This window comes from Colwellia sp. SU-HH01172, assembly GCF_057553355.1.
In genome coordinates, this window is the sequence record NZ_BAAJMB010000002.1 from 189,906 (window position 1) to 215,155 (window position 25,250).

Below are 25,250 nucleotides of genomic sequence, written 5' to 3' on the forward strand. Positions count from 1 at the left end.
ATTAGTGTCTTGTGTTTTTGCTATGTTCATTATGTTGGCGTTATTTAGTTTTGATCCCGCAGATCCAGGTTGGTCACAAACAGGTTATCAAACACCAGTAAGAAACATGGGCGGGGCAATAGGTGCGTACCTGTCTGATTTATTACTTAATTTATTTGGCCTAGTCGCTTATAGCTTACCATTTGTGATTGCTATCACTGGCTGGTTACTTTTTCAAAAGTATCATCGCTTGATCCAACTTGATTATTTAACACTGGGCCTTAAATTCATCGGCTTCATCTTGTTTTATATTGGTATTACGTCAATTGCTAGTATGAATTTTGATGACGTTTTTTACTTTTCTGCTGGCGGTATTTTAGGTGATGTGCTGAGTAACTCACTGTTACCTTATTTGTCGTTTGTTGGTAGCACGCTATTATTTGTCACCTTTTGTGGCTCAGGCTTTGTGCTGCTCACTGGTGTGTCACTGCTTAAAATGATCGATAGGATAGGTGAATATACGATTGTTGCCTTAGAGTATTTGATAGCACTACCTGCGCTAATTAAATATCACTTGGGCACGAGCGCAGAGACATCGACAGATGAGAAAGCGCAGGCGAAAGGTGACAGTGAACTTGACTTACCTAATAGCCTTGCTGCCATAGATAATAAAGTTAATAAAAAGACTTCTGATAAAACAGCAACTGATCATTATATTCCATTTGACGAAGAGCCAGAAGAAGTTAGGCAAGCATTAGAAGCACTTAGCGAAGAAGAACACGAAAGTTTATTTGCAAAAAGTGAAGACGATAGCGCCTACAATAACCGCGAGCAAGAGCCTTTTGTTGATATCGACGAATTGATGGGGGAGCCATTGGCTATTAATGTGCAAGAGCATGTTAGCGATGACGAAATTGCCGCAGCATTTGAACCGGTTGAAAAAATTGTTGTTGATGAACCTACAACCTTGCACGAAAAAATTTATCAACAACTTGAAAATGATAAACCTGCAGAGCCAAATTATGCTGATATGCCATCATTAGAGCTGCTTGATCGTGCCGACAAAGTTAAAAACCCAATCGACCAAGAGCAACTTGATAAAGTGTCTCGTTTGGTGGAAGCAAAATTAATAGAATTTGGTATTAAAGCTGAAGTTGTTGATGTTTTTCCCGGGCCGGTTATCACGCGTTTTGAGTTAAATTTAGCCCCTGGTGTTAAAGTCAGTAAAATTACTAACTTATCAAAAGATTTGGCTCGCTCATTGTCAGCAAAAAGTGTTCGTGTTGTTGAAGTTATCGAAGGTAAATCAGTTATTGGTATTGAGTTGCCAAACAAACATCGTGAAACGGTTTTCTTCTCAGAAGTTATTTGCAATGAAAAATTTGCGCAATCAAAATCAAATTTAGCCATGGCAATTGGTAGCGATATTTCAGGCGAACCTGTGATTGCCGATTTAGCCAAAATGCCACATTTGTTGGTAGCTGGTACTACAGGCTCAGGTAAATCAGTCGCCGTTAATACTATGATCGTCAGTATCTTGTATAAGTCTTCACCAGAAGATGTTCGCATGATCATGATTGACCCGAAACAAGTTGAATTGTCGGTATATGATGGTATTCCGCATTTGCTTTCTGAGGTCGTAACTGACATGAAAGAAGCGGCTAATGCCTTACGCTGGTGTGTCGGTGAAATGGAACGTCGCTATCAATTAATGTCGAAATTAGGCGTGCGTAATTTAAAGGGTTATAACGAAAAGGTGCTAAAAGCCATTGCCGATGGTGAGCCGATGATCGACCCGTTATGGCAGCCAAGTGACGCCTTTACGCAAACACCTCCAACCTTAGAGAAACTTCCAGCGATAGTCATTATTGTTGATGAGTTTGCCGACATGATGATGATTGTTGGTAAAAAGGTTGAAGAACTTATAGCTCGAATCGCCCAAAAAGCTCGTGCCGCTGGTATTCACTTAATATTAGCGACACAGCGACCTTCAGCAGATGTTATCACAGGCTTAATTAAAGCAAACATTCCAACACGTATGGCGTTGCGGGTGCAATCACGTATTGAATCACGCATTATTCTTGACCAACAAGGCGCAGAGCAATTACTTGGTATGGGTGACATGTTCTATTTACCGCCAGGTGAAGCCGTACCTATTCGTGTGCACGGCGCGTTTGTCGATGATCACGAAGTACATGCGGTTGTCAGTGATTGGAAGTCTCGCGCTGAGCCTAATTATATTGAAGAAATATTATCAGGTGACACCGAACAAGAAATTTTATTACCAGGTGAACAAGCTGAGGGCAGCAGTGAAGAAGAGCTAGACACATTATATGACGAAGCTTTAGGCTTTATTACCGAAACACGCCGAGTGTCCATTTCTAGTATTCAACGTAAGTTTAGAATTGGTTACAACCGCTCTGCGCGTATTGTTGAACAAATGGAATTACAAGGTGTCGTAAGTAGACCGGGTAATAATGGTGCTCGCGAAGTATTAGCACCACCACCAATTAAGGAACATTAAAATGCATTTGATAAAAAGTGGTGTTGCCGTGGCAATACTATTTAATGCGGTATTATCAACCTCAAGCTTGGCAACAAACAACCCTGTTGAAAGCGTTACAACCAATGCTATTGCAGCGGTAGAGCAGCAAAGTAAAGTTGATTTAATGGCCAAGCTAGCAAAAATAGACTTCTTTTCGGCGGAGTTTAGCCAAAAAATATTTGATGAAAATGGCACCGAATTACAACAAGGTAGTGGCCAATTGTCAGTCAGTAAACCTAATTTGGTGAACTGGGAAACTAAGTTACCTGATGAGTCTTTAATTGTTTCTGACGGCAGCAACTTATGGTTCTATGACCCATTTGTTGAACAAGTTAGCGTTTATACCCTAGAAAACGCAATTGCCAATACCCCTATTTTGTTGATCACCAATAACGACCCAAAACTTTGGCAAGATTATAATGTTAGCCAATTGGCTGATAATCGCTATTTGATACAAGCAAGTAATGAAAATTCTCGTGTTAAGTCTTTAGAATTAGCGTTCGAAACTGACAATAACTCAGAGAAACTTATTGCCTTTAATATTCTCGATGCCACGGGGCAGTTAAGTGTTATTTCATTGTCGGCGCATAATAATAAGCCTAACAGCGCTTTATTTAGCTTTTCCGTTCCTGAAGGTGTTTATTTAGATGACCAACGTTAATGGCTCGCTAGATTTAGCATTTGCCGAAAACGACACCTTTAAACCTTTGGCCGCGAAAATGCGGCCAAAATCATTAGAGGAATACGAGGGACAGGAGCATATTCTTAGCGAAGGTATGCCACTACCAACGTCAATTAAGCAAGGTAAAGTACATTCCATCATTTTCTGGGGCCCACCAGGCACCGGTAAAACAACTATTGCTGAAATCATTGCTAATCATGCCAATGCCGATATCGAACGCGTGTCAGCGGTAACCTCAGGCATTAAAGAAATTCGTCAAGCCATTGAAAATGCTAAGAGTAGAGCTATTCACCAGCAACGCCGCACGGTATTGTTTGTTGATGAAGTACATCGTTTTAACAAGAGCCAACAAGATGCTTTTCTTCCGCATATTGAAGACGGCACCATTATTTTCATTGGCGCGACAACCGAAAACCCCGCCTTTGAACTTAACCAAGCGATTTTGTCGCGAGCGCGGGTTTACACTTTAAAAAAACTCAGTGAAGACAACCTAAGTAATGTCTTAGCAAGGGCGCTCAATTATCAAAAAGAAAGTAGTCAAGTTGATATTGATATTTCAGCTGAAACTAAAAAGCAATTAATCGCACTCGCTAATGGTGACGCTAGGCGTTTACTAAACTTACTGGAAAATTGTTTAGAAATTTCACCTGTCAACGACAACAAGCAAACGTTAACCAAAGAGCAGTTAATTCAAGTCGCGGGTAACAAAATAGCGTTATATGATAAAGGTGGTGATGCCTTTTACGATCTAATTAGCGCTTTTCATAAATCGGTACGAGGCTCAAATGCTGATGCGGCTTTATATTGGTATGCAAGAATATTAACCGGTGGTGGCGATGCCTTGTACGTTGCACGTCGGTTATTAGCTATTGCCAGTGAAGATATCGGCAATGCTGATCCAAGAGCGATGCAATTAGCCATTAATGCTTGGGATACTTTTCAACGCGTTGGCCCTGCTGAAGGGGAGCGAGCTATAGCTCAAGCTACAGTTTATATGGCGCTTGCGCCAAAAAGTAATGCCGTATATAGCGCATTTAGCCAAGCAAAGGCTCTAGCTAAAGCCACCAGTGATTTAGATGTACCAATACATTTGAAAAATTCTACCAGTGCAATTACCAAAGAGCTTGGTCATGGTAGCGAGTATCGCTACGCACATGACGAAGTAGGGGCTTTTGCCGCAGGTGAAAACTATTTTCCTGAAGATATTGCTAATACCGTGCTATATCAGCCAACAGACCGTGGTTTAGAAAAACAATTACGCGAGAAGTTAAATTATTTGAATCAGTTAGACCAACAAAGTAGCCAACGTCGATATGACTAATCCCATCAGTAACTTTACCTTGTATCTATTAATTGCTATAGGCGGGGCCAGTGGTGCTAGCTTGCGCTTTTATTTTTCACAATTAATTTTAAATTGGCTCGGAAAAGGTTTCCCTTTTGCGACGTTGGCGGTTAATATTTCCGGCTCCCTGATCATGGGGGCACTTTATGGGTTAATTGAACAAGGTATTATTGAAGTTGGTGTTTACCGTACACTAATTGGTATTGGCTTTTTAGGCGCATTTACCACTTTTTCAACTTTCTCATTAGACACCTTGTTGTTAATTCAGCAAGGCGATGTAATAAAAGCGTCAGTAAATATTTTACTAAATGTCAGCTTATGTATATTCGCAGCGGCATTAGGAATGTTTATTGTATCTATTTTTAATAAGTAAATAACAAAGAAAACACGTGACATATCATGCTTGATCCAAAACTACTTAGAACAGACATAGAAAACACAGCAGCTGAACTTGCCAAAATAGGCTACACGTTAGATACCGCTCAATTAGTTGAGTTGGAAGAACAACGTAAAGCTATTCAAATGAAAACGCAAGATTTACAAAATCAGCGTAATACTCGCTCTAAGTCGATAGGACAAGCTAAAGCGCGTGGTGAAGACATTCAACCTTTACTTGCCGAAGTAAGCCAATTAGGTGATGAATTAGAAGCAGCGAAAGAAGTGCAAAGTGAAATTCTTGCAAAAATTGATAATATCGCTTCAGCTATCCCGAATTTGGTTCATGAATCAGTGCCAGTGGGTGCTAGCGAAGACGACAACGTTGAAATTAAACGTTGGGGTACGCCACGTGAATTTGATTTTGAAGTAAAAGATCACGTTGATGTTGCTGGTGCACTTGATAAAGGTCTTGATTTTGAAAGTGGCGCTAAGCTTGCTGGTACGCGTTTTGCGGTAATGCGTGGCCAAATCGCTAAACTTCATCGTGCACTTGCGCAATTTATGCTTGACGTACACAGTGAAGAGCACGGCTACCAAGAAATGTACGTGCCTTACTTAGTGAATCAAGATTCATTATACGGCACAGGCCAACTACCGAAGTTTGGTGAAGATTTATTCCATACGGACCTAAACAGTAAAAAATTCTCATTGATCCCAACAGCAGAAGTACCATTAACCAATTTAGTGCGTGACGAAATTGTTGAAGAGCAAGAACTGCCGATTAAGATGTGCGCACACACGCCATGTTTTCGTAGTGAAGCCGGCTCATACGGTCGTGATATTCGCGGATTAATTCGCCAACATCAATTTGATAAAGTTGAAATGGTGCAAATCGTTAAGCCAGAAGACTCTTTCAATGCCTTAGAAGAATTAACCGGTCATGCTGAAAAAATTCTTGAGAAATTAGAATTACCGTATCGTACCGTTGTACTTTGTACTGGTGATATTGGCTTTAGTGCCACAAAAACTTTCGATATTGAAGTATGGTTGCCAGCACAAAATACTTACCGTGAAATCTCATCATGTTCTAACATGGGTGACTTCCAAGCGCGTAGAATGCAAGCAAGATTTCGCAATAGTGAAACCAACAAACCAGAACTTGTTCATACCTTAAACGGCTCAGGTTTAGCAGTAGGGCGCACACTTGTTGCGGTATTAGAAAACTACCAACAAGCCGACGGCAGCATTAATGTACCTACAGTGTTACAACCATACATGAAAGGTTGTACTAACATCAACTAATCTGTTTAGCGTTAATTCGATATAAAAATCCAATACCTAGGTATTGGATTTTTTTGGTCTTCAATATTTTCATCTTTTTCAATGCTTTCTACTATTAGATTGATTTGTTAAGCTCCGTTCTTTTTAGTAGTCACTGCATCTCAACATAAAAGGAAGGGAAATGTCGGGTCAATATCCAAGTAAGATTAAAGAATTACCAGTCTTTGATGGTCGATTCGATGCCTATAAGCTATCGGCAAATGGTAGCGATGTATTATTCGCTTCTTATCCGGCCGGTACTGAAATACCAAAACATAGTCACGACACTGATAATCATGGCGTAATCACCCGGGGCGAATTAATTTTAACCATGCAAGGTTGCACTCAAAGAATTAAAATGGGACAGTGGTACCATGTTCCCGCGAATGTTGAGCACAGTGCTCGCTTTGAACAAGAAACTGATGAAATAGAGTTTTGGTTCCATCAAAAAACGAAAGAGTAAGCTCTTTGGTTAGTATTTTACATTGCCACATCATATGACGTTTAAAACAAAAAGCGCTAAACATGCCTTGGGTATTTTCTTACTCTGGGCTGTTAGCTATCAAATTATTTGGCATATAACCTTTCTGTATATCTTTCATTATCAATACGCTGTTACACATGCTAATAAGATAGTCTTTATTAAATTGTTGGGGGAGGCGCTGTTATATGCTATTTTTAGCGTACGTTTCGCCAACTTAAAAGCACAAGTGAGTAACGTGTCTAAATGGCTGCTAGTTAGCTTAACGCTTTTATTGTTGGTATTAACTTTTTATGCAAGTATTGAAACGCTATAGAAATGTTTTAAACAAGGAATATCTATGAATTCAACGGTTTTTTGTCGTTATTGCGGCGATCATATCAGCGATAGTGCAAGTGAATGTGAGCATTGTGGATCAGAGCAGCATTTACCGAGTGCCTTTGGTGGTGTTGCTAGTAAGAACGCACAAGGTGTTTTTGCCTTTATTTATTGTTTGCTGTTAGGGGTGTTTGGCGTACACCGATTTGTTTATGGCCGCAAACGCAGTGGCTTCTTTATGTTATTCACATTAGGTGGTGTTGGTATTTGGTGGTTAGCTGACTTAATTACAATACTGGCTGGGCGTTTCGAAGATGCTAACGGTAACATTTTAAGCCCCATTTTTTAGTTAAATAAATTAATAAAAATAATTATTGAATAAGGATAAGTAATGAAAAAATTATCGCTAGTAGTAATGTCTATTGTATTGCTAAGTGCATGCGCTCCAGAAATTGGTAGCGAAGAATGGTGCACTCAGTTAAAAGAAAAGCCAAAAGGTGACTGGACAGCAACCGAAGCAAAAGACTTCACCAAACATTGTATTTTTTAATATTTAGGATGTTGTAGTCTAACAAACTATTGCCAGCAATATTTTCAATAAAGTCTCTGTAAACCGATAACCTCAACTAGGTATATTGGTTTTTATCGCAATTTTGACTCAATTAGCAATGCTGTGTTGGAAGTAGAACATCGCTTTGACAGCTTTTAAATACTTTAATCAATAAGCAAACAGGTATTAGCGTTGTTAACAAGCATTTCAAAATTGTTTAAGTATAATAACGCTTTGTATTTGTTGTTTATGGTTGGAATTTATTATGTACCCGTTAAGTTATACTGAACCTGTCTTTAGACCACCGAGTGAGTGGAAAAGTCTTATCTTGCAGGTAACCAACGGCTGTTCGTGGAATAAATGTACTTTTTGCGATATGTACACCAGTGAAAGTAAAAAATTCAAACCTAAAAAACCTGAACAAATCGAGCAAGAGTTAATTGCTATCGTACATTCTAATTTACCGGTAGGGCGAGTATTTCTAGCGGATGGTGATGCCATGATGCTACCCTTCAAGCGATTAAAAGAAATATTACTATTAATAAAGCAATATTTGCCGCAAGTCACCCGTGTATCAAGCTATTGTTTACCAAGAAATTTGACTAATAAAACTGTTGAACAATTAAGCGAACTGCGTGCTTTAGGTTTATCGCTGTTGTATGTGGGTTGCGAAAGTGGCGACGATGAAGTACTGGCTTTGATTGAAAAAGGTGAAAATTTTCAAAGTTCATTGACAGCGCTAAGTAAAATAAAGCAAGCAGGCATGAAGTCATCTGTCATGATTTTAAATGGCTTAGGAGGCCCTGAGTTATCAAAGCAGCATGCGGTAAATTCTGCGAAATTAATGAATGCGGCGCAGCCTGATTTCCTTTCTACATTGGTGGTTTCGTTTCCATTAGGAGAAGAGCGTTTTGCCAAAAACTTTGATGGACGTTTTCGTCAATTAAATCAACAAGAACTATTTAAAGAAATGTCGACGCTATTGCAGGCGCTAGAATTAGATAAAACCATCTTCCGTTCGGATCATGCCTCCAATTATTTGGTACTTAAAGGGGTGTTAGGTAAAGACAAACAGCAGCTACTCGATAAAGTGAATATGGCTATTACCCAACCTCTGCAAATACCGCTGAGGCAAGAGTGGCAGCGAGGCTTGTAGACTCTTTGTTTGATAGGCGCTTTAATTGGTATAAAGTGATTTTATGACGTGCTTTTTGGGCTAACGATATTGCCTATGTCTTTCTCTGATAATAGTAAAAAAACCACCGTAGAAAGTATTGCGGACGCGAATATCATACACATAACAATTATTTGATAACGAGCGGCAATTAATGGTGAAACGCCTGACAGTATTTGCCCTGTCATCATCCCAGGTAAAGACACTAAGCCAACGGCAAATAACGAGTTAATGACCGGAATAGTCGCTGCGTTTAGTGCATGGTTGCGTGCTTGACGATACGGTACGGCATTTGATAATTCTGCGAATATACGTTCGGCAGATAAACTGACGCTATTCATCGCATTGGCAAAAATCATCCCCGCTAACGGAATAATAATTTGTGCCTGATACCAAGGAGTTACGCCTAGCGCACCCTGGCTAATCACAAATAAGGTAAAGCCTCCACCAAGTAAAATAGCACTAAAGCCATGTTTTAATAATATGGCGCGATTATTTCCTAATGTGCGTAATGCAATCCAACTTGAAATACTTACCATAGCAAGCAATATTGCGCTAATAAGCCAAGCATTGTCAGAATAGAAAATATAGCTCAGCACATAACCTATCAATAAAAGTTGTACTAACATTCGAGCCAGAGCGTAGCTTGCTTGTTTGACGTTTAATGACCATACATAAATGAAGAATAGGGCAATAGCTACTGGAATAAAGGCGATGGCAAGATCAAACAGGCTAATAATTTTTAGGCTAGACGTCATTGATATTCTCTTTGGGTAGCTAGTTTGCATTTGTTTACTAGGGCGAGTGTGGCCACTATTTAGTGATTATTTCTTATTTTTTCATTTGGGTATAGCAAATTTTTTCTGACTTTGTGATTAACTAGCGCAAGCTTCTATTTTGCGTTTTGCTCATCATTTTGGCTAAACAATTCTTGGCAATCATTGGCTTCTTGGCAATCTATACGTTCGTTTATACTCGGATCATGTACTGGAACCTCATCGGCATAAACACCTTTACTGCGCCATTTTCCCGTTTTCCAGCGCTTCAAAGCGATAAAGCCACGAATACATTCATCTAAACTTGTTGCTAGCCATATTCCAACTAATCCGTAGGCAAAATGAAGCCCTAAAAGCCAGGCTAATGGTAGGGCAATAAACCACATAATAATAAAGCCGACCGTAGAGACATATTTTGCATCACCTGAAGCTCGTAATGAGGCGCCAACAATAAGATTAAAACTGCGGCCAAATTCGCCAAGAATAGCAATAAATAGGATCATTCTTCCTAACGCCCAAATATCGGTGTTTTCGGTAAAAATGGCGAAGAGTTGATCGGAAATGGCTAGCATAGTGAAAACAAAAAACATTGCACCGATAACCCCAAGCTTGATGCCTGACATCAATTGTTTATGTGCGTCGTCAAATCGCTTGGCACCAATATAATGTGCTACTTTAATTTGTACGCCGGAGCTAATGGCAAAACCGTATAAAATGGCAGTGAACAGTAAGTTAAAACTGTAGATACGGGTTGCTAACGCTAATTCTCCCATGGTAACTATCATGGCGGTCATTAGTATTTGCGTGAACTGCCATGACATGGGTTCTAAAACTGAAGGCATTGCAATTTTTAATATCGGTGAGCTATCTTTTTTAAATCGTGTCCAATTGGTCGGCAATGCGATTTTAATTTTTAAATGTTTGACGATAATAACCAATGTAAAACATAAGCTTACTAACCAGGCGGTGACAGAGGCATAAGCAACGCCTTGTAACCCTAAAGCTGGGAAACCAAATTTGCCATCAATTAGCAAATAGTTGAATACGATGTTAATTATGGTCATTACTGCGGTAGACCACATATTCCAATGAGTTTTACCTTGCGATGTTAAAACGGCAGCGGCAGCGAAGCGAATAGCAAGTATCCAAGTGCCCATGCCAATGGTGCTTAAATATATTTGTGCCATAGCAGCCATATCATCGGTCAAACCCAACCATTGAGAAAACATAGGCGCAAAAAGCATCATCATTGCCGTTAAAGCAATACCTGTAAATAATAGAATCGCAAATAGCACACCATAAGTTGTTGCAAGCTTGCTATAGTCTCCAGCACCAATACGTTGAGAGGCAACGCTACTACCGCCTTGATGAAGAGTAGAGTAGAGAGCAAAGGCAATCCCTAAAATTGGTAAAATGGCGCCAACAGAGGCTGCTGCAGAGTCAGATATGCGACTTAGAAACCAAGCATCAGTTACATTGATCATAAAAATAAAAAATAGATCGATAAAAATTGGCCACGTTAAACTGAAAAGACTTCGGTCGGCGACGCTAGGTTTGGTTTTTGTCACAAAAATTCCTAAGAAAATGATTGAACGTTAGTATAACAGGTCAATATTATTTTGGTGTTACATACGTTTGTTGCAAAATATTGCTAATTAATAGTGCAAGCTGCTGAGCTAAAAAGAACTAAATAAGTGCGAGATTGATGTATTAATCGGCAGTTAGTCAGGAAAATGAAATAAATTGCCTAAATTGCGAAATTAGCACTTTACAAAGTAACGCACAGTATTTAATATTCGCCTCGTTCTGAAGCAGCAATGCTTTTTAACTTCAGGTGAGATGGCTGAGTGGTCGAAAGCACCGGTCTTGAAAACCGGCAAGGGTTTGTAGCCCTTCTAGAGTTCAAATCTCTATCTCACCGCCACATTAAGAAAAGCCCGTTATATCGAAAGATATAACGGGCTTTTTGCTATTTGCAGTATAGAAAAAATTTTTTTTTAGCACAAAGCCTATTTGTAGAGTTTAAATATCTATCTCATCGCCATATTCTAAGAAACCGCAATTTTAACGAGTTGCGGTTTTTTCGTTTGTTGTTTGATAAAAAAAGGGGGGTCTTTCCCATGTAATTATTCAGATTCAATTAAAAGGGATAAGTGCAGCATTGTATTGGACTACAATAGTTAACTAATAGTGGTTCTGATAATTGCAACGCAAATGATCTCCGTTATTTGCAATGGTGGATTAAGTTCAGCTTTAGTATTTACTTGTTATGGGAAATTTTTATTTTTTATAAAAATAAAAATAAAAATAAAAATTTCGATACTGTTTATATATACATAAAGGTGTGATTTTTCGCTTTTCTGTGGAAAGCGGGAATTATGCCCACTTTTTACAAAGAAAGGGCGCACAAATAAAATGTAAACTATTGAGGTTAAAAAGAAAGAACTGTATATTTGAATGAATAATTATACATTTTTAGGAAGAGACGCTTGGAGAAAGAGAGATTTTTTCCTTCTAATAAGCTGTTAGCTGTCTCAAAAGAGGTTGAGTATTATGAAATGGATGTCACTCTTATTAATGATTTTTATTTCAGGATCATCTTTAGGTGCTGAACAAAAGCTTCAAATTACTTCTGCTAATAAAGTGGCTGAAATTGATTTGGTTGATGGTGGGAAATTCAGTATTAATAGAGAAAATACTGTTTTCACTCTATCCATAAGTATGGCAATTGTTGAAGACGATATTATCCACATCATTTATGATTGCCAATTTGATGGGGAGCTTGGGCTTCGGATGGGTGAGTTAGCGGGACTTTCCTTCTCAACAAAAGAGAAAAAAAGCTACGCTTGTGGCAGTAAAATAGAAGACCTTTTTATTTTACAATTAGTTGATGGGTAAACGACAGCTAACAAGCCATTCAAACAGGACAAATAACAGTTGGCTATTTGCTCCTTCGTCGCTTATTTTAGCCAACTATCATTTGCCTCTTAATGGGGCGTTATATGCCAAGGAGTATGGTTCGAGCATGAAAGTCCAAATCAAAAATATATCTGGTCATCAAACAAGTAAGGTTTTCGCGTTAACATTTGCGATATTAATGATTCCGTTCAGTTTCATTTCGGTGTTTTTCTTTTTTATGGCTCCAGATTTAAAAACAGAAAGTGGTGAAACGGTGACTAACTTTCCATTTCTATTTTTTGCTTTAGCTCCTTTATTTTATGGTGTTATGTTTTACTTCATGCAAAGGGTGTTCTGCTGGGCATATAACCTGGTTGCTAAAAAAGTTGGTGGCTTTGAATTTGAAACCAATGAATAATTGGCATATAACAAGCCATTCAAAAGGACTAAAAACAGCGGGCTTTTTCGCTTCGCTCAAGTTTAGCCCACAATTTTTAGCCTCTTAATGTGGCGTTAGAGGTATTCATGAGTTCAGATAAAACAGATAGAGCAGGTGTTGAAATAGACCAATCCGAAAATGTATTTATCGGAAGTATTTCAGTTCCTGAAACTGTTAAACCGCTCAAAGTAACAAAAAGCAAAGACGTATCTATCGGCTCTGTTGTATCAAGATCAGCAGTAAAAATTAAACCCTTGGTTGCCGCTATAAAAAAGCCACGAGCCAACAATAACAAAGGCTTAAAGGTTATTGTTGGCACAATACTTACAGGGTTAATTATTGGCGTTCTTGTTCATGAGTACGGACTATTGCGCGGAAAAGCCAATGCAGAAAGTAGCCAATCGCAAGTCCAAGAACCAATAAAATCGAACCCCGAAAATTGATAATAATGTCGTACATAGTAAATACCTCTAACAAGTCATTCAAAAGGACTAAATACAGCGGGCTGTCGCTCCGCTCAGTTTAGCCCACTATATTTAGCCTCTTAATGAGGCGTTATATTTATAGGTGTATATGGATATCTCATTTTTGAAAATATTATTTCTTTTGTTAATTATTTGTTTAGGTGGCTGTAGCTCTAGATCAGATAGTAGACTTCCTGGTTGTAATCCAAGTAGCCCATTAGCTATTCTATGTTTAGGTTCGGTTATAGCTAAAGCTGTTGATAGTGATTCATCTCAAAAATGTTCAGCTAAACCTGAAGAACAAAAGCAATCTTGTGATGCACAAGTAGAGTCTTTAAAAAAGCACATTAGTGAAGCCAGTAAAAAATAAATACAACAATCTGTTGAAGTGGGACAAATAACAGTAGGCTCTATTTGCTCGTGCCTCTCTTATTTTGGATGCTTGTTGAGTCACTACAAGATAAAGCGGGGCCCGAAGTATAGTTGCTCGTTAGCTTGCTAATCTCATTTGGTCGCTAGTTACTTAAATCAATATGCACTTTCACAAATATTTTCCGCATTTTAACGAACGAAAAAATAATTAATCAGGTCTTAGTAACTATCAGTTTCGTTTTTAGGAAGTATTTCATTTTGTTGCGCAGTATTTTAATACAACTCATTGTTTTTTTATTTATTTTTAATGCCGTTGCCATGTTGCGCGAAACTAGCATGTTGTCGTCAAGTGACGATATTGTTCCTGTATCGCACCAATTGAAAACCATTATGGATAAAGATATTGAGCTGCACGCTAATGGCAAAAAAACCATTGTTTATTTTTTTGCGCCTTGGTGCCAAGTGTGTAATTTAAGTATTGATAATTTACAAAATGTTTATCAAAAAACACCAAACTTAGAAGTTATCGCCGTTGCGTTAGATTTCGTTGATGTGGAACAAGTGAAAAAATTTACCATGAATCATCAATTAACTTTTCCTGTGGCATTAGGAAATGAAGCGGTAAAAAGTGATTATAAAGTCATGGGTTACCCAAGTTATTATGTTTTAGATGAAGAAAATACGATCATTGCGCGTTCTCTTGGCTATTCTTCGGAGATTGGCTTGTATTTAAGGAGTTTTTAGACTTCTGATCTAATGCGCGTTTGTGTACACTAAGGCTATCAAAATAATAGTGAGCAGAAGACCTTATGCAAATTTCAGCAAATTTTGACTCAGGTAATATTGAAGTCATTTCAGCGCAAAGCCCTACAGATATTCAACTAGCAATAAAAAAAGATCGTCAATCAGAATTTTACCAGTGGTTCCATTTTAAACTTCACAATACTGAACATACCGAACATGTTATGCAGTTAAACAATGCAGGCAAGTCAGCGTATGTTGAAGGTTGGAAAAATTATCAAGCGGTTGCTTCTTATGATCGCCAACATTGGTTCCGCGTACCAACAGAATTTGATGGTGAAAACTTAACCATTACTTTCACGCCAGAGTACGACTCAACCTATTTCGCATATTTTACTCCGTACAGTTACGAACGCCACCAAGACCTTATTCACGGCGCGCAATTAGATATTGATTGCCAATTACAAGTTTTGGGTCAAACACTTGATGGTCGTGATATGTCGGTATTAAAAGTGGGAGAAGAGGGCGAAGGTAAAAAAGTTATTTGGTTAACCGCCCGTCAACATCCAGGTGAAACCATGGCTGAATGGTTTATGGAAGGTTTTATTGATCGTTTATTAGATGAAGACGATGGCGTCGCTCGTTCATTGCTTAACAACGCGGTCTTTTATCTCGTACCGAATATGAACCCAGATGGTTCAGCGCGCGGACATCTTCGCACCAATGCTAATGGTGTGAACTTGAATCGCGAGTGGCAAAACCCTTCAATGGAAAATAGCCCAGAAGTTTATCTTGTCAGAGAAAAAATGTTGGCAACTGGTGTTGATATGCACCTAGATATTCATGGTGATGAAGCGTTACCATTTAACTTTGTTGCCGGTTGTGAAGGTATTCCTTCATACGATGAGCGTCATAAAGATCTAGAAGAGAAGTTTAAAAATGTTCTGCTTGCTATTACGCCTGAATTTCAAGATGACAAAGGTTACGATAAAGATGAGCCAGGCCAAGCAAACTTGACGGTTTGTTCAAACTGGGTTGGTGAGCAATTTAAATGTTTAGCCTATACCGTTGAAATGCCATTTAAAGATAATGATTTATTACCTGATTACAGTGTTGGTTGGTCTGATGAACGCAGTAGTTTGTTTGGTCGTGACTTCCTAACTGCTATTTATCATGTCGTTGACGATTTACGCTAGTTTGTCGTTTGACGTCGCAATATTTTACAACGCAAATTTTACTTTAAAAAAATAATAATTATTAGGAGTCTAGAGTGCAAGAAATTGTAAATACATTAAATGGCATAATTTGGAGTCCAGCATTGATTTATCTTTGCTTGGGCACAGGTTTGTTTTTCTCTGTGATCACACGTTTTGTGCAAGTTCGACATTTTCGTGAAATGTGGCGACTGTTGTTGTCAGGTAAAAGTTCTGCTCAAGGTATTTCGTCGTTTCAAGCATTAGCCGTTTCATTATCAGGCCGTGTTGGTACCGGGAATATTGCCGGTGTGGCTGCCGCTATTGGTTTTGGTGGTCCAGGTGCTGTTTTTTGGATGTGGGTTGTGGCATTTTTTGGTGCCGCAACCGCCTATATCGAATCAACCAACGCGCAAATATATAAAGAAGAGCAAGACGGTTTATACCGTGGTGGTCCAGCTTACTATATTGAAAAAGCTATGGGCCAAAAATGGTATGCATGGATATTTGCTATTGCCACTATTTTAGCGTGTGGTGCGTTATTGCCTACAGTGCAGTCAAATAGTATTGGTGAAGCAGTAACTATGGTTTTTGGTACCGGTGACATGATTGAAACTGCACTCGGTCCAATTGCAATGACTAAGCTATACACCGCGGTGTTTATTGTTTTGATTTTAGGTTTTATCATTTTTGGTGGTGTTAAGCGTATTGCTAACTTTACTCAAGTTGTTGTGCCATTTATGGCACTTGCCTATATTATTATTGCCTGTGTGATGATCTTCTTACATATCGACCGTTTACCCGACGTATTTATGTTGATAGTTACTGATGCATTTTCGCCTATGGCAGGTGTTGGTGCTGCGATTGGTTGGGGGGTTAAACGTGGAGTTTACTCTAACGAAGCAGGCCAAGGTACAGGACCACACGCCGCCGCCGCAGCGGAAGTTGCTCACCCGGCACAGCAAGGTTTAGTGCAAGCTTTTTCAGTGTACATTGATACCTTATTTGTTTGTACCGCTACTGCATTTATGATCTTAATTACTCAGTCATATAATGTGCAATTACAAGGTGATGCAAGTTTTATCGTGCAAAATATTGCCGGTGACATTGCCGCTAACAGCCCAGCTTATACGCAAATAGCAGTAGAAAGTATGCTAACGGGATTTGGTAAACCATTTATCGCAGTGGCATTGTTCTTCTTTGCTTTTACCACTATTTTGGCTTATTACTTTATCGCTGAAAATAATGTTTCATATATTAAGCGAACGTTTAATTTTCCAGCGTTAACGTTTTTATTGAAAGTGCTTATTATGACCGCAACTTTCTACGGAACCGTTAAAGCTGCAGATGTTGCTTGGGGTATGGGCGATGTTGGTGTTGGTATGATGGCTTGGTTGAATATCATTGGTATTATCATTATTTTCTTTATGGCAAAACCTGCGGTTAAGGCATTAAGAGACTATGAACGCCAACAAAAAGACGGCGTAGAACATTACACTTTCGACCCAAAAAAGCTTGAAATTAAAAACGCTAATTTCTGGGAAGACAGAATAGCGCAACAAAATAAAAAATAAATGTTATTTACGTTAAAAAAACGCCCGCAAGGGCGTTTTTTTTAGGTAAAATAAAGTATCGAAATAAAGGTGAATATATGGCTGTAATTAATTGTCCGGGTTGTAAGAAAAAAATTTCCGATAAAGCAAAAAACTGCACACACTGTCAGTTGGACTTAACGGCACTTGATGCCGAAAAAATTGCCCATCTAAAAAAAGTTAGCGCGGTAGAGAAATCGCAACAATTGATGACCCATTCATTTATTGCCATGTTATTATTTTGTGGTGGTTTTCTTTTCCTTTATTGGCAAAATGCTCAGCCAGGCACTTGGCAATATATTGTTTCAATCACCAGCGCCGTACTTGGTTTTATTTTATACATAGTCACACGTGTTCGGTTGATATTAGTTAAGCGAAGTCGTTAATCATTTTTCGAATATTTAATTTGTAGTTAAAGAGATTCCCATGGATATCATTCAGTTAGTTGACACTATGTCAGAAGAAATGTATTTGCGTTTAAAATGTGCCGCTGAAACCGGCAAGTGGCCTGAAGGTACGCCCGTAGATAAAGAACAGCAATTATCTGCCGTACAAATCACTATGGCCTACCAATCTAAACATCTAAATTCAGATCAAACACTATCAATCGGCCCGAAAGGCGAGATGATAATTAAAACCAAACGCGAACTACGTTCAGACTTTCCAGTAGCTAAAGATAGCAATGATATTGCTAGGTTCTCCGATTTATGATTTTTTCCAAGTTTTTAAAAAAGAAATGGCAACATAAAGACAGTGTTGTTCGAGTAGAAGCGATAAATAGTAGCTTATCAGTTAACGAACCAGAGCAACGTGACATTATCGCTCAACTCGCAATGAGTGACGACAACGAAAATGTTAGACGCGCGGCCTTGATCAAGCTTGATAATTTCCAAACTTGGTTACAGCACAGCCAAGAAAACTCGATGGCAAAAGTAAAACAATATGCTCAGAAAAAAGTTGAAGCGATTTTAACCGATCAAGACACTATAAAAATTACCGAGCAAGATAAGTTAGCTTTTATAGCTCAGCATACGCAATACAGTTTATTTGAGAGTTGGCTAAAAATAGTAGAACAAACCAATTTGATCATTGCGTTATTTGAGAAACTTGCCAATAAACCGCAAGCAAATGAGCAAAAAGGCAATACAAGTTTAAAACCGCAATTATTAATTAATCTATTTAATCAAAAACAAAATGCGGATGTGCAGCAATATATTCTTGATAAGGTTCAAGATCTTGAGACCTTAGAGAAACTTAAGAAAAAAGCGGTTAATAGTGATATTAGCAAGCAAATTGACGATAAAATTTCAGCACTTGAGTTTGCTATTGAACAACCAATTATATTGGCTAAAAAAGTCAACTTAGTGTTAGCTAAATTACAAGCATTGAAAGATCAAAGCGATTATGGCGTTTATGTTGAGAAGCGAGCAAACCTTAGTGCGGAATGGCTAACGCTTTCTGAAGATTTTTCTTGTTTAGAAACGGCCATAAGTGACGGTTTCATTGATAAACAACAAGTTATCCTGGCTAATCTTACTAAACTTTTTGCTGAAAAAGCCGAACAATTTGCCCAAGCCGAGCTTGTTCGTCAGTTAGAAGCCGAAAAGCAACAATCAAGGCTTCATTTTGATAAAACCCTGAGCATTGTCGATCAAACCTTGACCACCAGTATTTTTGAAAATGAAGAAATTGATGAACAACAATACCAAACCGTTTTTGATAAATTAACCAGCGAAATTATCGCCTCATCGCTAAGTAATGAAGAGCAGAATGAATTCATTGCCAAAATTTGTCAGCAGCAACAGAAGTTACAACAGTTACCTGAAATTGCACAATCGGTTAGCGATGCAACTCATTTGATATCAAAAATTTCTCAATTGGCACTACCAAGTAATATTGAAGAAATGAATGAAAGATTGCCAATTTATCAAGAATGGTTAACAAGCTGGAAAAATGCTGAGCAGCAATCAGCAGGAACCTTGCCTGACTCTATTAAAAACGCGTCGAAAGAAATTCAAGCTAGTTGGCGAAAAGCATTAAAACCTTTGCAACAAGCACAGAAGCAAGAGTTTTCAACAACACAAAAGAAAATTAATGATGTTAAGCGCCTTATTGCGGCAGGTAAGTATAATGCTGCCTTTGGCGTTTTCAAAAAAGCTAAGACTTTGTTTGCTAAATTGTCAGAGCAGCAAATGCAACGACTGCAAAGAGAGTTTGATTCCGTCAATGAAAAAATTGCTGAATTGGCTGACTGGGAACACTATATCGCGACACCGAGAAAACAGCAGTTGTTAACTGATATAAAAGCGATTGTCGAAACGCCATTGGATAATCCGAATGAGCAAGCCGAAAAAGTTAAGCAATATCGCAAAACTTGGAATAGTTTAGGCCATGCGGATGATGAAGCAGAGCAAGAATTAAACTATCAGTTTAACCAGTTATGCGAAACGGCGTTTGCGCCATGTCGTTTATATTTTGCTGAACAAGAAAAACTACGCGAACAACATTTACTTGCTCGTCAAGGTTTATTGGCGCAAGCAAAAGCACTTGCGGAGAGCTTAGAAACGTCAAAGCAAGTAACTGAAAATACCGTCATTGATTTTAAAAACTTTGACAATCAACTGAATAAACTTATTAAACAATGGCAACATTCAGGGCAGGTTGATCGTAATATCTATCAAGATGTTAATAATCAATTTAACAATGCTCTACAGCCAGTTAAGTCTGCGATTAAAGATTTCCATCACGAAAATAAACAACTAAAACTTACGCTGATTAAAAAAGCTGAAAGTTTGTTACTTGAAGAAGATATTTACGCGGCGGTATCACAAGTTAAATTATTACAGGCTCAATGGCGTGACACCGGTTATGCCGGCAATAAAGTCGAAAACAAGTTGTGGCAAAGTTTTAGAAAAATTAACGATGAAATTTTTTCAAAACGTGAACAACAAAATGCCCTAGAAAAAGATGCGAGTAGTGCAAAATTGGCTGAGTTCGAAGCAGAATTTAAAGCACTTGAAAATGATTTTAACAATGCCGATGATGTTGCGGCCTTGCAACAGTTAGAAAAAGCGTTGCAGTCATTAAAACAAAATGTTCAACAACAAAAGCCTAAGATGGCCGGTTTAGAAAAGCAAATTGTCCAAAAAGAAAAACTAACAAGTGAAAAAATAGCTAAGTTGAAACTGGCTATCGAAAAACAGCAGTGGACTGATCTATTTACTATTATTGAAGAGAGTTTAGTGAAGGGTGTTAACTTTGCCTCGCATGAGAGTTTTTCACAGTTAAGCCAATCATGGCAGAAAAAATTACAAGAGCTCGACAATAAAGATAATCAAGTTAGCCGTGACGTGTTAACCATGGAGTTAGAAATATTGTCCGGCGTGCCTTCGCCAGAAGAATTGCAACAACAACGAATGAAGGTGCAAGTGAATTTGATGCAGGACCAAATGTCTTCAGGTAATGGGATTGATTTACCGGCAAAATTTAGTCAGTGGCTAATGCTAGGAAAACTGAATCAAGAAGATGTCAGTTTACTGCAACGAATAAAAACTATATTTGTCGATTAATTTTTATTTGGATAAACAAAAAGCCAGCAGTAAACATAATTTACTGCTGGCTTTTTACTTTCTGTGATTAAATAATTAAAGCTGGTTAACTAATTTAGCGTCAGTTCGCCGCGCAGGTTTTCCTGTAATAGCTGACAAATTTTTTCTTGAGAATAATTTTTACTCAATAAGTAATGTAATTTAGTTAGTGTCGCTTCCAATGTCATGTCATTACCACTGATCACGCCAATTTTACTTAATGCGTTACCGGTAGCGTAGCCTTCCATATTGACCGTGCCTTTAATACATTGGCTACAATTGACAATAACAATGCCTTGTTCATTCGCTTGTTTTAAGCAATCCAGTAAGGCTTTATCTTGTGGCGCATTGCCAACGCCGTAACTGCGAATAATTAACGCCTTCACCGGTTGTTTGATGATGTTGTTAATTAACTCAACTGAAATACCAGGGTACAAGTGCACAACTCCAATTGGTTGTGGGGTAATGTTGGCGAGTAATAAAGGCTCAGCGTTAGCTTGCGATATTTTACCTTGAACTAACTTTATATTAATGCCAGCTTCCAAAAGTGGTGCCATGTTTGGTGAGTCAAAGGCATTAAAGCCATCAGCATAGGCCTTGATGCTGCGATTCCCTCGAAACAGCTTGTTGTTAAAATATAAACCAACTTCTGCAATCGGGTAGTTCGCCGCGATATAAAGCGAATTTAATAAGTTCTCTTGGCCATCTGATCTTAGTTGGCTAAATGGAATTTGTGAACCTGTTACTATTACCGGCTTAGTTAAATTTTCCAACATAAACGACAGCGCTGAACTGGTATACGCCATGGTATCGGTACCATGTAATACCACAAAACCATCGTAGTCATCGTAATTTCTTTTGATGTCATCAGCGATCCTTTGCCAATCATCCGGTGACATATTCGACGAGTCAATTAATGGATGATATTCATTAATGGTAAATTCAGGCATTTCCTGACGATGAAAGTCAGGCATGTTCATTATCGCATCAGTCAAATGTTGCTTTTGTGGAATATAGCCGTTTGCACTGGGTTTCATACCAATGGTGCCGCCTGTATAGGCGATATAAATGCGTTTTCTCATCGCTAAAATCTTATGGTAAATTGTTTGAACTCATAGCTAAACCATAGCTAAGTTAAGGTTTAGATGAGGAAAATTGAATTGTAACACAAACCTGTGAAGAACTTGCTAACGAAAATAGTGGTCAAACTAAACAAGTTATCTGTAAACGAGTCAAAATTATAGGCAATAAAAAGCCCCGAATTATCGAGGCTTAATAAACTAACTAATTAGCTCTTACTCAATTTCACAAGCTAAACAAAATGAATAAATGCCTTGAGGATCATTCAACTCTGCAAATTGTTGTAATTCAGCTGTCAACTTAGTGATAATTTTGCTTAGGCTGTTTTCTTGGTAGACGTCAGTTTCATTACTTGCCAATAATGCTGACGCTTGACCTATCAAGTTTTGGAGGAACTGTGCTCGGTTGCTTTTTTCTTTTTCTATTAACTGTGTTTCAAAATCGGTTAAATTCGCTAACGCTGCTGCGGCATTGATTGCGTCTTGTAAATTGCCTAACTCATCAACTAAACCAAGTTGTTGTGCTTTTTTGCCAGACCAAACTCGACCCTGAGCAATAGCATCAACCTGTGCAGTATTCATATTTCTATGTTCTGCGACTAATTCAATGAAGTCTTGGTAGCCGCGCTCAATATTAAGTTGCACAATATTTGCCATACCTGGTGTTAATTCACGAGTTAAACCAAAGCCGGCAATATCAGTGGTGCCAACACCATCGGTGTGTATACCGAGTTTGCTTAAGGTATTCTCAAAGGTCATGAAAAAGCCAAAGATACCGATAGAGCCGGTGATAGTGGTGGGAGCGGCATAGATTTTATCGGCAGGGGCTGAGATCCAATAGCCACCTGATGCGGCATAAGTACCCATTGAGGCAACAACGGGTTTACCCGATTTTTTCAACAGTTCAACTTCTTGACGGATAACTTCTGAAGCATAAGCGCTGCCACCGGGGCTATCAACTCGTAATACCACTGCTTTAACGTTTTTATCTTCTCTAGCTTCTCGTAAAAGGGCAGCTGTGCTTCTTCCACCAATTAACCCTGGCTTTTGATTACCATCTAAAATAGTGCCTTTGGCGACAATAACGGCTACTTTTTCATTGCTAAAATGATCAGCTGTCATTGTTGGTGTGATCGCGTTTAAGTAGTCGTCAAAAGTAACTCTTTTATAGCTATCATCACTATCGCTACCAACAATTTCAATTAAATCACTATTTATTTGGTTACGAGTTTTTAGTTCATCAACCCATTTATTTTGTAATGCGTACTCTGCAATATTGCCATTAGCTGCTTTTAATTTACTAACTAAAACATCAACATCTTCATCAAAATTGCTGATCTCGAAATGACGTTGTTGGGCGACATCACTTTTGTATTGTCGCCAAAGATCATTTAGCCATAATTGATTAGCTTCTTTTGCGGCATCTGACATGTCATCACGCATATAAGGCTCAACCGCTGATTTATAAGTGCCTACGCGAAAGACATGTTGGCTAATAGACAGTTTTTCTAATGCAGATTTAAAGTACAACTGATAACGACCATAGCCGTCCAATAACATCCAACCTTTTGGGTTTAACCAAACTTCATCGGCATAACTTGCTAAGTAATATTGGTTTTGGCTATATTGCTCGCCAACAGCAATAACTTGTTTACCGCTATTTTTAAATTCTACTAACGCCTGAGCAATATCGCCAAGCTTAGTGATACCTGAGCCGCGCATATTTTTTAAATCTAGTACTAACATTGCGATGCGTTCATCGGTTGTTGCATGCTCAATAACACGTAGAACATCTGATAGTAGAACTTCAGGTGCTTTCTCTGGTTGATCTAATGCTTGATTAACAAAAGCATCCATCGGATCTATTTCAAATTTTTGTTCAACAATATCACCGCGTAAATTCAACACTAATGCAGAGCCTTGCTTCACGTTTATATTTTCTTCATCGCTAGAAATCACAATAAAAAATACTAATAACACAGTGAAAAAGACTAAATTGACAATAATTTTCCGCGATGTATTCAGTAAACTGAATAAACCAAATATTATGCGGGTGAAAGTACCTCTATTTTCTTTCATACAGATTCATCGATAAGTTGTTTTATAGTTAGATAGCTATATGCTACTTAAAATTCCCTTGCTTAAGTAGTCGTAAATGTAAATATTTTTGTCGTTTTATAAAATGGATACTGATTTTAACTATTTATAGCATTCACTAGGGACTGTTGATCTTTGTTTATATTTTCAGCAATAGGTTATTTTTAATGTTAGCAAAGCAGAATGAACGATGTTTGGTTGTTCCAAATAAGTGAGATTCTAATGCTGCTAGCGTTAAAAATAGTCATTGCCCAAAGGGCTGAGTTTAAAATCGCCTTACTTTGCGTTGAAAATGACTGATTTAGATGACTAAATTGCATCATTTTCGCCTTAATTAAGGCAATTTTAATTCTCAGCTGAATTAATAAACAAAGATCAACAGCCCCTAGATACGCATGATGAAATAAAACAGTTTAGTTTACGTTCTATAGAATGTAATAGTGATGAATTTATTTAGCCAGTTGTTTTAAATAATTCACAAAAAACATCTTGCCATATGTGATTTTAATCACTAAAAAATGTTAATGTAGCGATGTTAAATAGACCGCTCACAACCAGTGTTAATTAAAGGAATAAAATTTTTTATGAATGTTCTAGAGTTTTTACATGCCCGTCAGTCGAATCCTCACTTGCAAGGAACAGCGCCAAATGAAAAAACAATAAATGATATTCTCCAGGCGGGTATGCGGGTTCCAGATCATGGTGGACTAGTACCTTGGCACTTTACTGTGGTAAAAGATGACGGGTTAACTAAATTAAGTAAAACATTTAAATCAGCAGTAATAAGTGATGGTGCTGAGCAAACAAAAATAGAAAAAGCGGCAAAAATGCCATTTCGCGCGCCGTTAATTATTGTTATCAGTACTAAATATCAACAGCACCCTAAAGTTCCTAAGCAAGAACAGCTGATCACTGCAGGTTGCGCCGTACATGCAATGCAAATGGCAGCAACAAGTTTAGGACTTGGCGCTATGTGGCGCACTGGGGAGATGAGTTATCATCCGTTAGTAAAAGAGCGTTTGAATATTGAACTTCATCAAGATATTGTCGGTTTCTTATATATCGGTAATAAAGCCAAAGAGCTACCGATCAAGCCAAGCAAGCCGTTAGAAGATTTTGTTAGCTATTTTTAATTGCTGTGCATTGCCGTTTAATCACAGCCATGTGCGCACAACATACCGTATAGCAGATAAATAAAAACCCTCAATTGAGGGTTTTTTTCAAACTCTAGTTCACCACAACA

24 protein-coding genes and 1 tRNA gene are annotated in these 25,250 nt (G+C 38.2%); 21 read left to right on the plus strand and 4 right to left on the minus strand.

The genetic code is table 11. From position 1 onward, the window contains the following. Window positions 1–22: 22 nt before the first annotated feature. From AC27JP_RS07880 to AC27JP_RS07920, 9 genes are all read left to right on the plus strand, one after another. Complete coding sequence (locus AC27JP_RS07880) at window positions 23–2,503, plus strand: DNA translocase FtsK (RefSeq protein WP_487114367.1); 2,481 nt, start codon at window positions 23–25, stop codon at window positions 2,501–2,503. Window position 2,504: 1 nt separating this feature from the next. Next, window positions 2,505–3,185, plus strand: a complete 681-nt coding sequence (lolA, locus tag AC27JP_RS07885; RefSeq protein WP_487113782.1) for an outer membrane lipoprotein periplasmic chaperone LolA — start codon at window positions 2,505–2,507, stop codon at window positions 3,183–3,185. After that, a complete protein-coding gene (locus AC27JP_RS07890) occupies window positions 3,172–4,527 on the plus strand; it encodes a replication-associated recombination protein A (RefSeq protein ID WP_487113784.1) in 1,356 nt (451 codons plus the stop codon). The genes lolA and AC27JP_RS07890 overlap by 14 nt, the downstream gene beginning before the upstream one ends. After that, window positions 4,520–4,921, plus strand: coding sequence for a fluoride efflux transporter CrcB (crcB, locus tag AC27JP_RS07895; RefSeq protein WP_487113786.1), 402 nt, complete (start codon window positions 4,520–4,522; stop codon window positions 4,919–4,921). Before AC27JP_RS07890 ends, crcB begins: the two co-directional genes overlap by 8 nt. Before the next feature lie 26 nt (window positions 4,922–4,947). Continuing rightward, window positions 4,948–6,228, plus strand: coding sequence for a serine--tRNA ligase (serS, locus tag AC27JP_RS07900; RefSeq protein WP_487113788.1), 1,281 nt, complete (start codon window positions 4,948–4,950; stop codon window positions 6,226–6,228). Window positions 6,229–6,388: 160 nt separating this feature from the next. Further along, window positions 6,389–6,709: a cupin domain-containing protein gene (locus tag AC27JP_RS07905; protein WP_487113790.1), complete on the plus strand. Its 321-nt coding sequence runs from the start codon at window positions 6,389–6,391 to the stop codon at window positions 6,707–6,709. Between the two features lie 358 nt (window positions 6,710–7,067). Continuing rightward, on the plus strand, window positions 7,068–7,394 hold the full coding sequence (locus tag AC27JP_RS07910) for a TM2 domain-containing protein (protein ID WP_487113792.1): 327 nt from the start codon (window positions 7,068–7,070) through the stop codon (window positions 7,392–7,394). Window positions 7,395–7,436: 42 nt separating this feature from the next. Beyond that, entirely contained in the window at window positions 7,437–7,595 is a 159-nt protein-coding gene (locus AC27JP_RS07915) for a DUF3012 domain-containing protein (protein ID WP_487113794.1), read from the plus strand. Between the two features lie 265 nt (window positions 7,596–7,860). Then, entirely contained in the window at window positions 7,861–8,751 is an 891-nt protein-coding gene (locus AC27JP_RS07920; protein WP_487113796.1) for a radical SAM protein, read from the plus strand. A gap of 41 nt (window positions 8,752–8,792) precedes the next feature. Here the strand turns inward: AC27JP_RS07920 and AC27JP_RS07925 are convergent, their stop codons facing one another. Both AC27JP_RS07925 and AC27JP_RS07930 read right to left on the minus strand, forming a co-directional pair. Then, window positions 8,793–9,527 (minus strand): ABC transporter permease, encoded by a 735-nt coding sequence (locus AC27JP_RS07925; RefSeq protein WP_487113798.1) that lies wholly within the window; start codon window positions 9,525–9,527, stop codon window positions 8,793–8,795. A gap of 134 nt (window positions 9,528–9,661) precedes the next feature. Then, a complete protein-coding gene (locus AC27JP_RS07930; protein WP_487113800.1) occupies window positions 9,662–11,113 on the minus strand; it encodes an MATE family efflux transporter in 1,452 nt (483 codons plus the stop codon). 265 nt (window positions 11,114–11,378) lie between these two features. Here AC27JP_RS07930 and AC27JP_RS07935 point away from each other — a divergent pair. The 11 genes from AC27JP_RS07935 to AC27JP_RS07985 all read left to right on the plus strand — a co-directional run bounded on the left by AC27JP_RS07935 (window position 11,379) and on the right by AC27JP_RS07985 (window position 20,813). Next, window positions 11,379–11,469 (plus strand) — tRNA-Ser (locus AC27JP_RS07935). 629 nt (window positions 11,470–12,098) lie between these two features. After that, window positions 12,099–12,443, plus strand: a complete 345-nt coding sequence (locus tag AC27JP_RS07940) for a hypothetical protein (RefSeq protein ID WP_487113802.1) — start codon at window positions 12,099–12,101, stop codon at window positions 12,441–12,443. Between the two features lie 127 nt (window positions 12,444–12,570). Then, window positions 12,571–12,861 carry a hypothetical protein gene (locus AC27JP_RS07945; protein WP_487113804.1) on the plus strand — a complete coding sequence of 97 codons (291 nt, stop codon included), beginning with the start codon at window positions 12,571–12,573 and terminating at the stop codon, window positions 12,859–12,861. A gap of 107 nt (window positions 12,862–12,968) precedes the next feature. Continuing rightward, on the plus strand, window positions 12,969–13,325 hold the full coding sequence (locus AC27JP_RS07950; RefSeq protein WP_487113806.1) for a hypothetical protein: 357 nt from the start codon (window positions 12,969–12,971) through the stop codon (window positions 13,323–13,325). Between the two features lie 130 nt (window positions 13,326–13,455). Then, window positions 13,456–13,716 (plus strand): hypothetical protein, encoded by a 261-nt coding sequence (locus tag AC27JP_RS07955; RefSeq protein WP_487113808.1) that lies wholly within the window; start codon window positions 13,456–13,458, stop codon window positions 13,714–13,716. Between the two features lie 263 nt (window positions 13,717–13,979). Then, a complete protein-coding gene (locus AC27JP_RS07960; protein ID WP_487113810.1) occupies window positions 13,980–14,462 on the plus strand; it encodes a TlpA family protein disulfide reductase in 483 nt (160 codons plus the stop codon). 65 nt (window positions 14,463–14,527) lie between these two features. Next, window positions 14,528–15,655, plus strand: coding sequence for a M14 family metallopeptidase (locus AC27JP_RS07965; protein ID WP_487113812.1), 1,128 nt, complete (start codon window positions 14,528–14,530; stop codon window positions 15,653–15,655). A gap of 74 nt (window positions 15,656–15,729) precedes the next feature. Continuing rightward, window positions 15,730–17,226, plus strand: a complete 1,497-nt coding sequence (locus AC27JP_RS07970) for an alanine/glycine:cation symporter family protein (RefSeq protein ID WP_487113814.1) — start codon at window positions 15,730–15,732, stop codon at window positions 17,224–17,226. A 77-nt stretch (window positions 17,227–17,303) separates the two neighbouring features. Beyond that, window positions 17,304–17,630, plus strand: coding sequence for a zinc ribbon domain-containing protein (locus tag AC27JP_RS07975; protein ID WP_487113816.1), 327 nt, complete (start codon window positions 17,304–17,306; stop codon window positions 17,628–17,630). 40 nt (window positions 17,631–17,670) lie between these two features. Further along, entirely contained in the window at window positions 17,671–17,955 is a 285-nt protein-coding gene (locus AC27JP_RS07980; protein WP_487113818.1) for a YeaC family protein, read from the plus strand. Beyond that, window positions 17,952–20,813, plus strand: a complete 2,862-nt coding sequence (locus tag AC27JP_RS07985) for a DUF349 domain-containing protein (RefSeq protein ID WP_487113820.1) — start codon at window positions 17,952–17,954, stop codon at window positions 20,811–20,813. Before AC27JP_RS07980 ends, AC27JP_RS07985 begins: the two co-directional genes overlap by 4 nt. 89 nt (window positions 20,814–20,902) lie before the next feature. On the opposite strand, the gene ansA is transcribed toward AC27JP_RS07985, so the two are convergent. Next, complete coding sequence (gene ansA / locus AC27JP_RS07990; RefSeq protein WP_487113822.1) at window positions 20,903–21,913, minus strand: asparaginase; 1,011 nt, start codon at window positions 21,911–21,913, stop codon at window positions 20,903–20,905. Between the two features lie 213 nt (window positions 21,914–22,126). Further along, on the minus strand, window positions 22,127–23,989 hold the full coding sequence (gene sppA, locus AC27JP_RS07995; RefSeq protein WP_487113824.1) for a signal peptide peptidase SppA: 1,863 nt from the start codon (window positions 23,987–23,989) through the stop codon (window positions 22,127–22,129). A 602-nt stretch (window positions 23,990–24,591) separates the two neighbouring features. Here sppA and AC27JP_RS08000 point away from each other — a divergent pair. After that, window positions 24,592–25,140, plus strand: coding sequence for an NAD(P)H nitroreductase (locus AC27JP_RS08000; RefSeq protein WP_487113826.1), 549 nt, complete (start codon window positions 24,592–24,594; stop codon window positions 25,138–25,140). The last annotated feature ends 110 nt before the right edge of the window (window positions 25,141–25,250 follow it).

What these genes read in the sequence shown, in the direction of transcription:
- sppA (WP_487113824.1), bottom strand. Translation starts at nt 23,989, where the DNA reads ATGAAAGAAAATAGAGGTACTTTCACCCGCATAATATTTGGTTTATTC.
- AC27JP_RS07965 (WP_487113812.1), top strand. Translation starts at nt 14,528, where the DNA reads ATGCAAATTTCAGCAAATTTTGACTCAGGTAATATTGAAGTCATTTCA.
- serS (WP_487113788.1), top strand. Translation starts at nt 4,948, where the DNA reads ATGCTTGATCCAAAACTACTTAGAACAGACATAGAAAACACAGCAGCT.
- AC27JP_RS07880 (WP_487114367.1), top strand. Translation starts at nt 23, where the DNA reads ATGTTCATTATGTTGGCGTTATTTAGTTTTGATCCCGCAGATCCAGGT.
- AC27JP_RS07945 (WP_487113804.1), top strand. Translation starts at nt 12,571, where the DNA reads ATGAAAGTCCAAATCAAAAATATATCTGGTCATCAAACAAGTAAGGTT.
- AC27JP_RS07890 (WP_487113784.1), top strand. Translation starts at nt 3,172, where the DNA reads ATGACCAACGTTAATGGCTCGCTAGATTTAGCATTTGCCGAAAACGAC.
- AC27JP_RS07905 (WP_487113790.1), top strand. Translation starts at nt 6,389, where the DNA reads ATGTCGGGTCAATATCCAAGTAAGATTAAAGAATTACCAGTCTTTGAT.
- AC27JP_RS07910 (WP_487113792.1), top strand. Translation starts at nt 7,068, where the DNA reads ATGAATTCAACGGTTTTTTGTCGTTATTGCGGCGATCATATCAGCGAT.
- lolA (WP_487113782.1), top strand. Translation starts at nt 2,505, where the DNA reads ATGCATTTGATAAAAAGTGGTGTTGCCGTGGCAATACTATTTAATGCG.
- AC27JP_RS07985 (WP_487113820.1), top strand. Translation starts at nt 17,952, where the DNA reads ATGATTTTTTCCAAGTTTTTAAAAAAGAAATGGCAACATAAAGACAGT.
- AC27JP_RS07955 (WP_487113808.1), top strand. Translation starts at nt 13,456, where the DNA reads ATGGATATCTCATTTTTGAAAATATTATTTCTTTTGTTAATTATTTGT.
- AC27JP_RS07980 (WP_487113818.1), top strand. Translation starts at nt 17,671, where the DNA reads ATGGATATCATTCAGTTAGTTGACACTATGTCAGAAGAAATGTATTTG.
- AC27JP_RS08000 (WP_487113826.1), top strand. Translation starts at nt 24,592, where the DNA reads ATGAATGTTCTAGAGTTTTTACATGCCCGTCAGTCGAATCCTCACTTG.
- AC27JP_RS07950 (WP_487113806.1), top strand. Translation starts at nt 12,969, where the DNA reads ATGAGTTCAGATAAAACAGATAGAGCAGGTGTTGAAATAGACCAATCC.
- AC27JP_RS07925 (WP_487113798.1), bottom strand. Translation starts at nt 9,527, where the DNA reads ATGACGTCTAGCCTAAAAATTATTAGCCTGTTTGATCTTGCCATCGCC.
- AC27JP_RS07975 (WP_487113816.1), top strand. Translation starts at nt 17,304, where the DNA reads ATGGCTGTAATTAATTGTCCGGGTTGTAAGAAAAAAATTTCCGATAAA.
- ansA (WP_487113822.1), bottom strand. Translation starts at nt 21,913, where the DNA reads ATGAGAAAACGCATTTATATCGCCTATACAGGCGGCACCATTGGTATG.
- AC27JP_RS07920 (WP_487113796.1), top strand. Translation starts at nt 7,861, where the DNA reads ATGTACCCGTTAAGTTATACTGAACCTGTCTTTAGACCACCGAGTGAG.
- crcB (WP_487113786.1), top strand. Translation starts at nt 4,520, where the DNA reads ATGACTAATCCCATCAGTAACTTTACCTTGTATCTATTAATTGCTATA.
- AC27JP_RS07940 (WP_487113802.1), top strand. Translation starts at nt 12,099, where the DNA reads ATGAAATGGATGTCACTCTTATTAATGATTTTTATTTCAGGATCATCT.
- AC27JP_RS07915 (WP_487113794.1), top strand. Translation starts at nt 7,437, where the DNA reads ATGAAAAAATTATCGCTAGTAGTAATGTCTATTGTATTGCTAAGTGCA.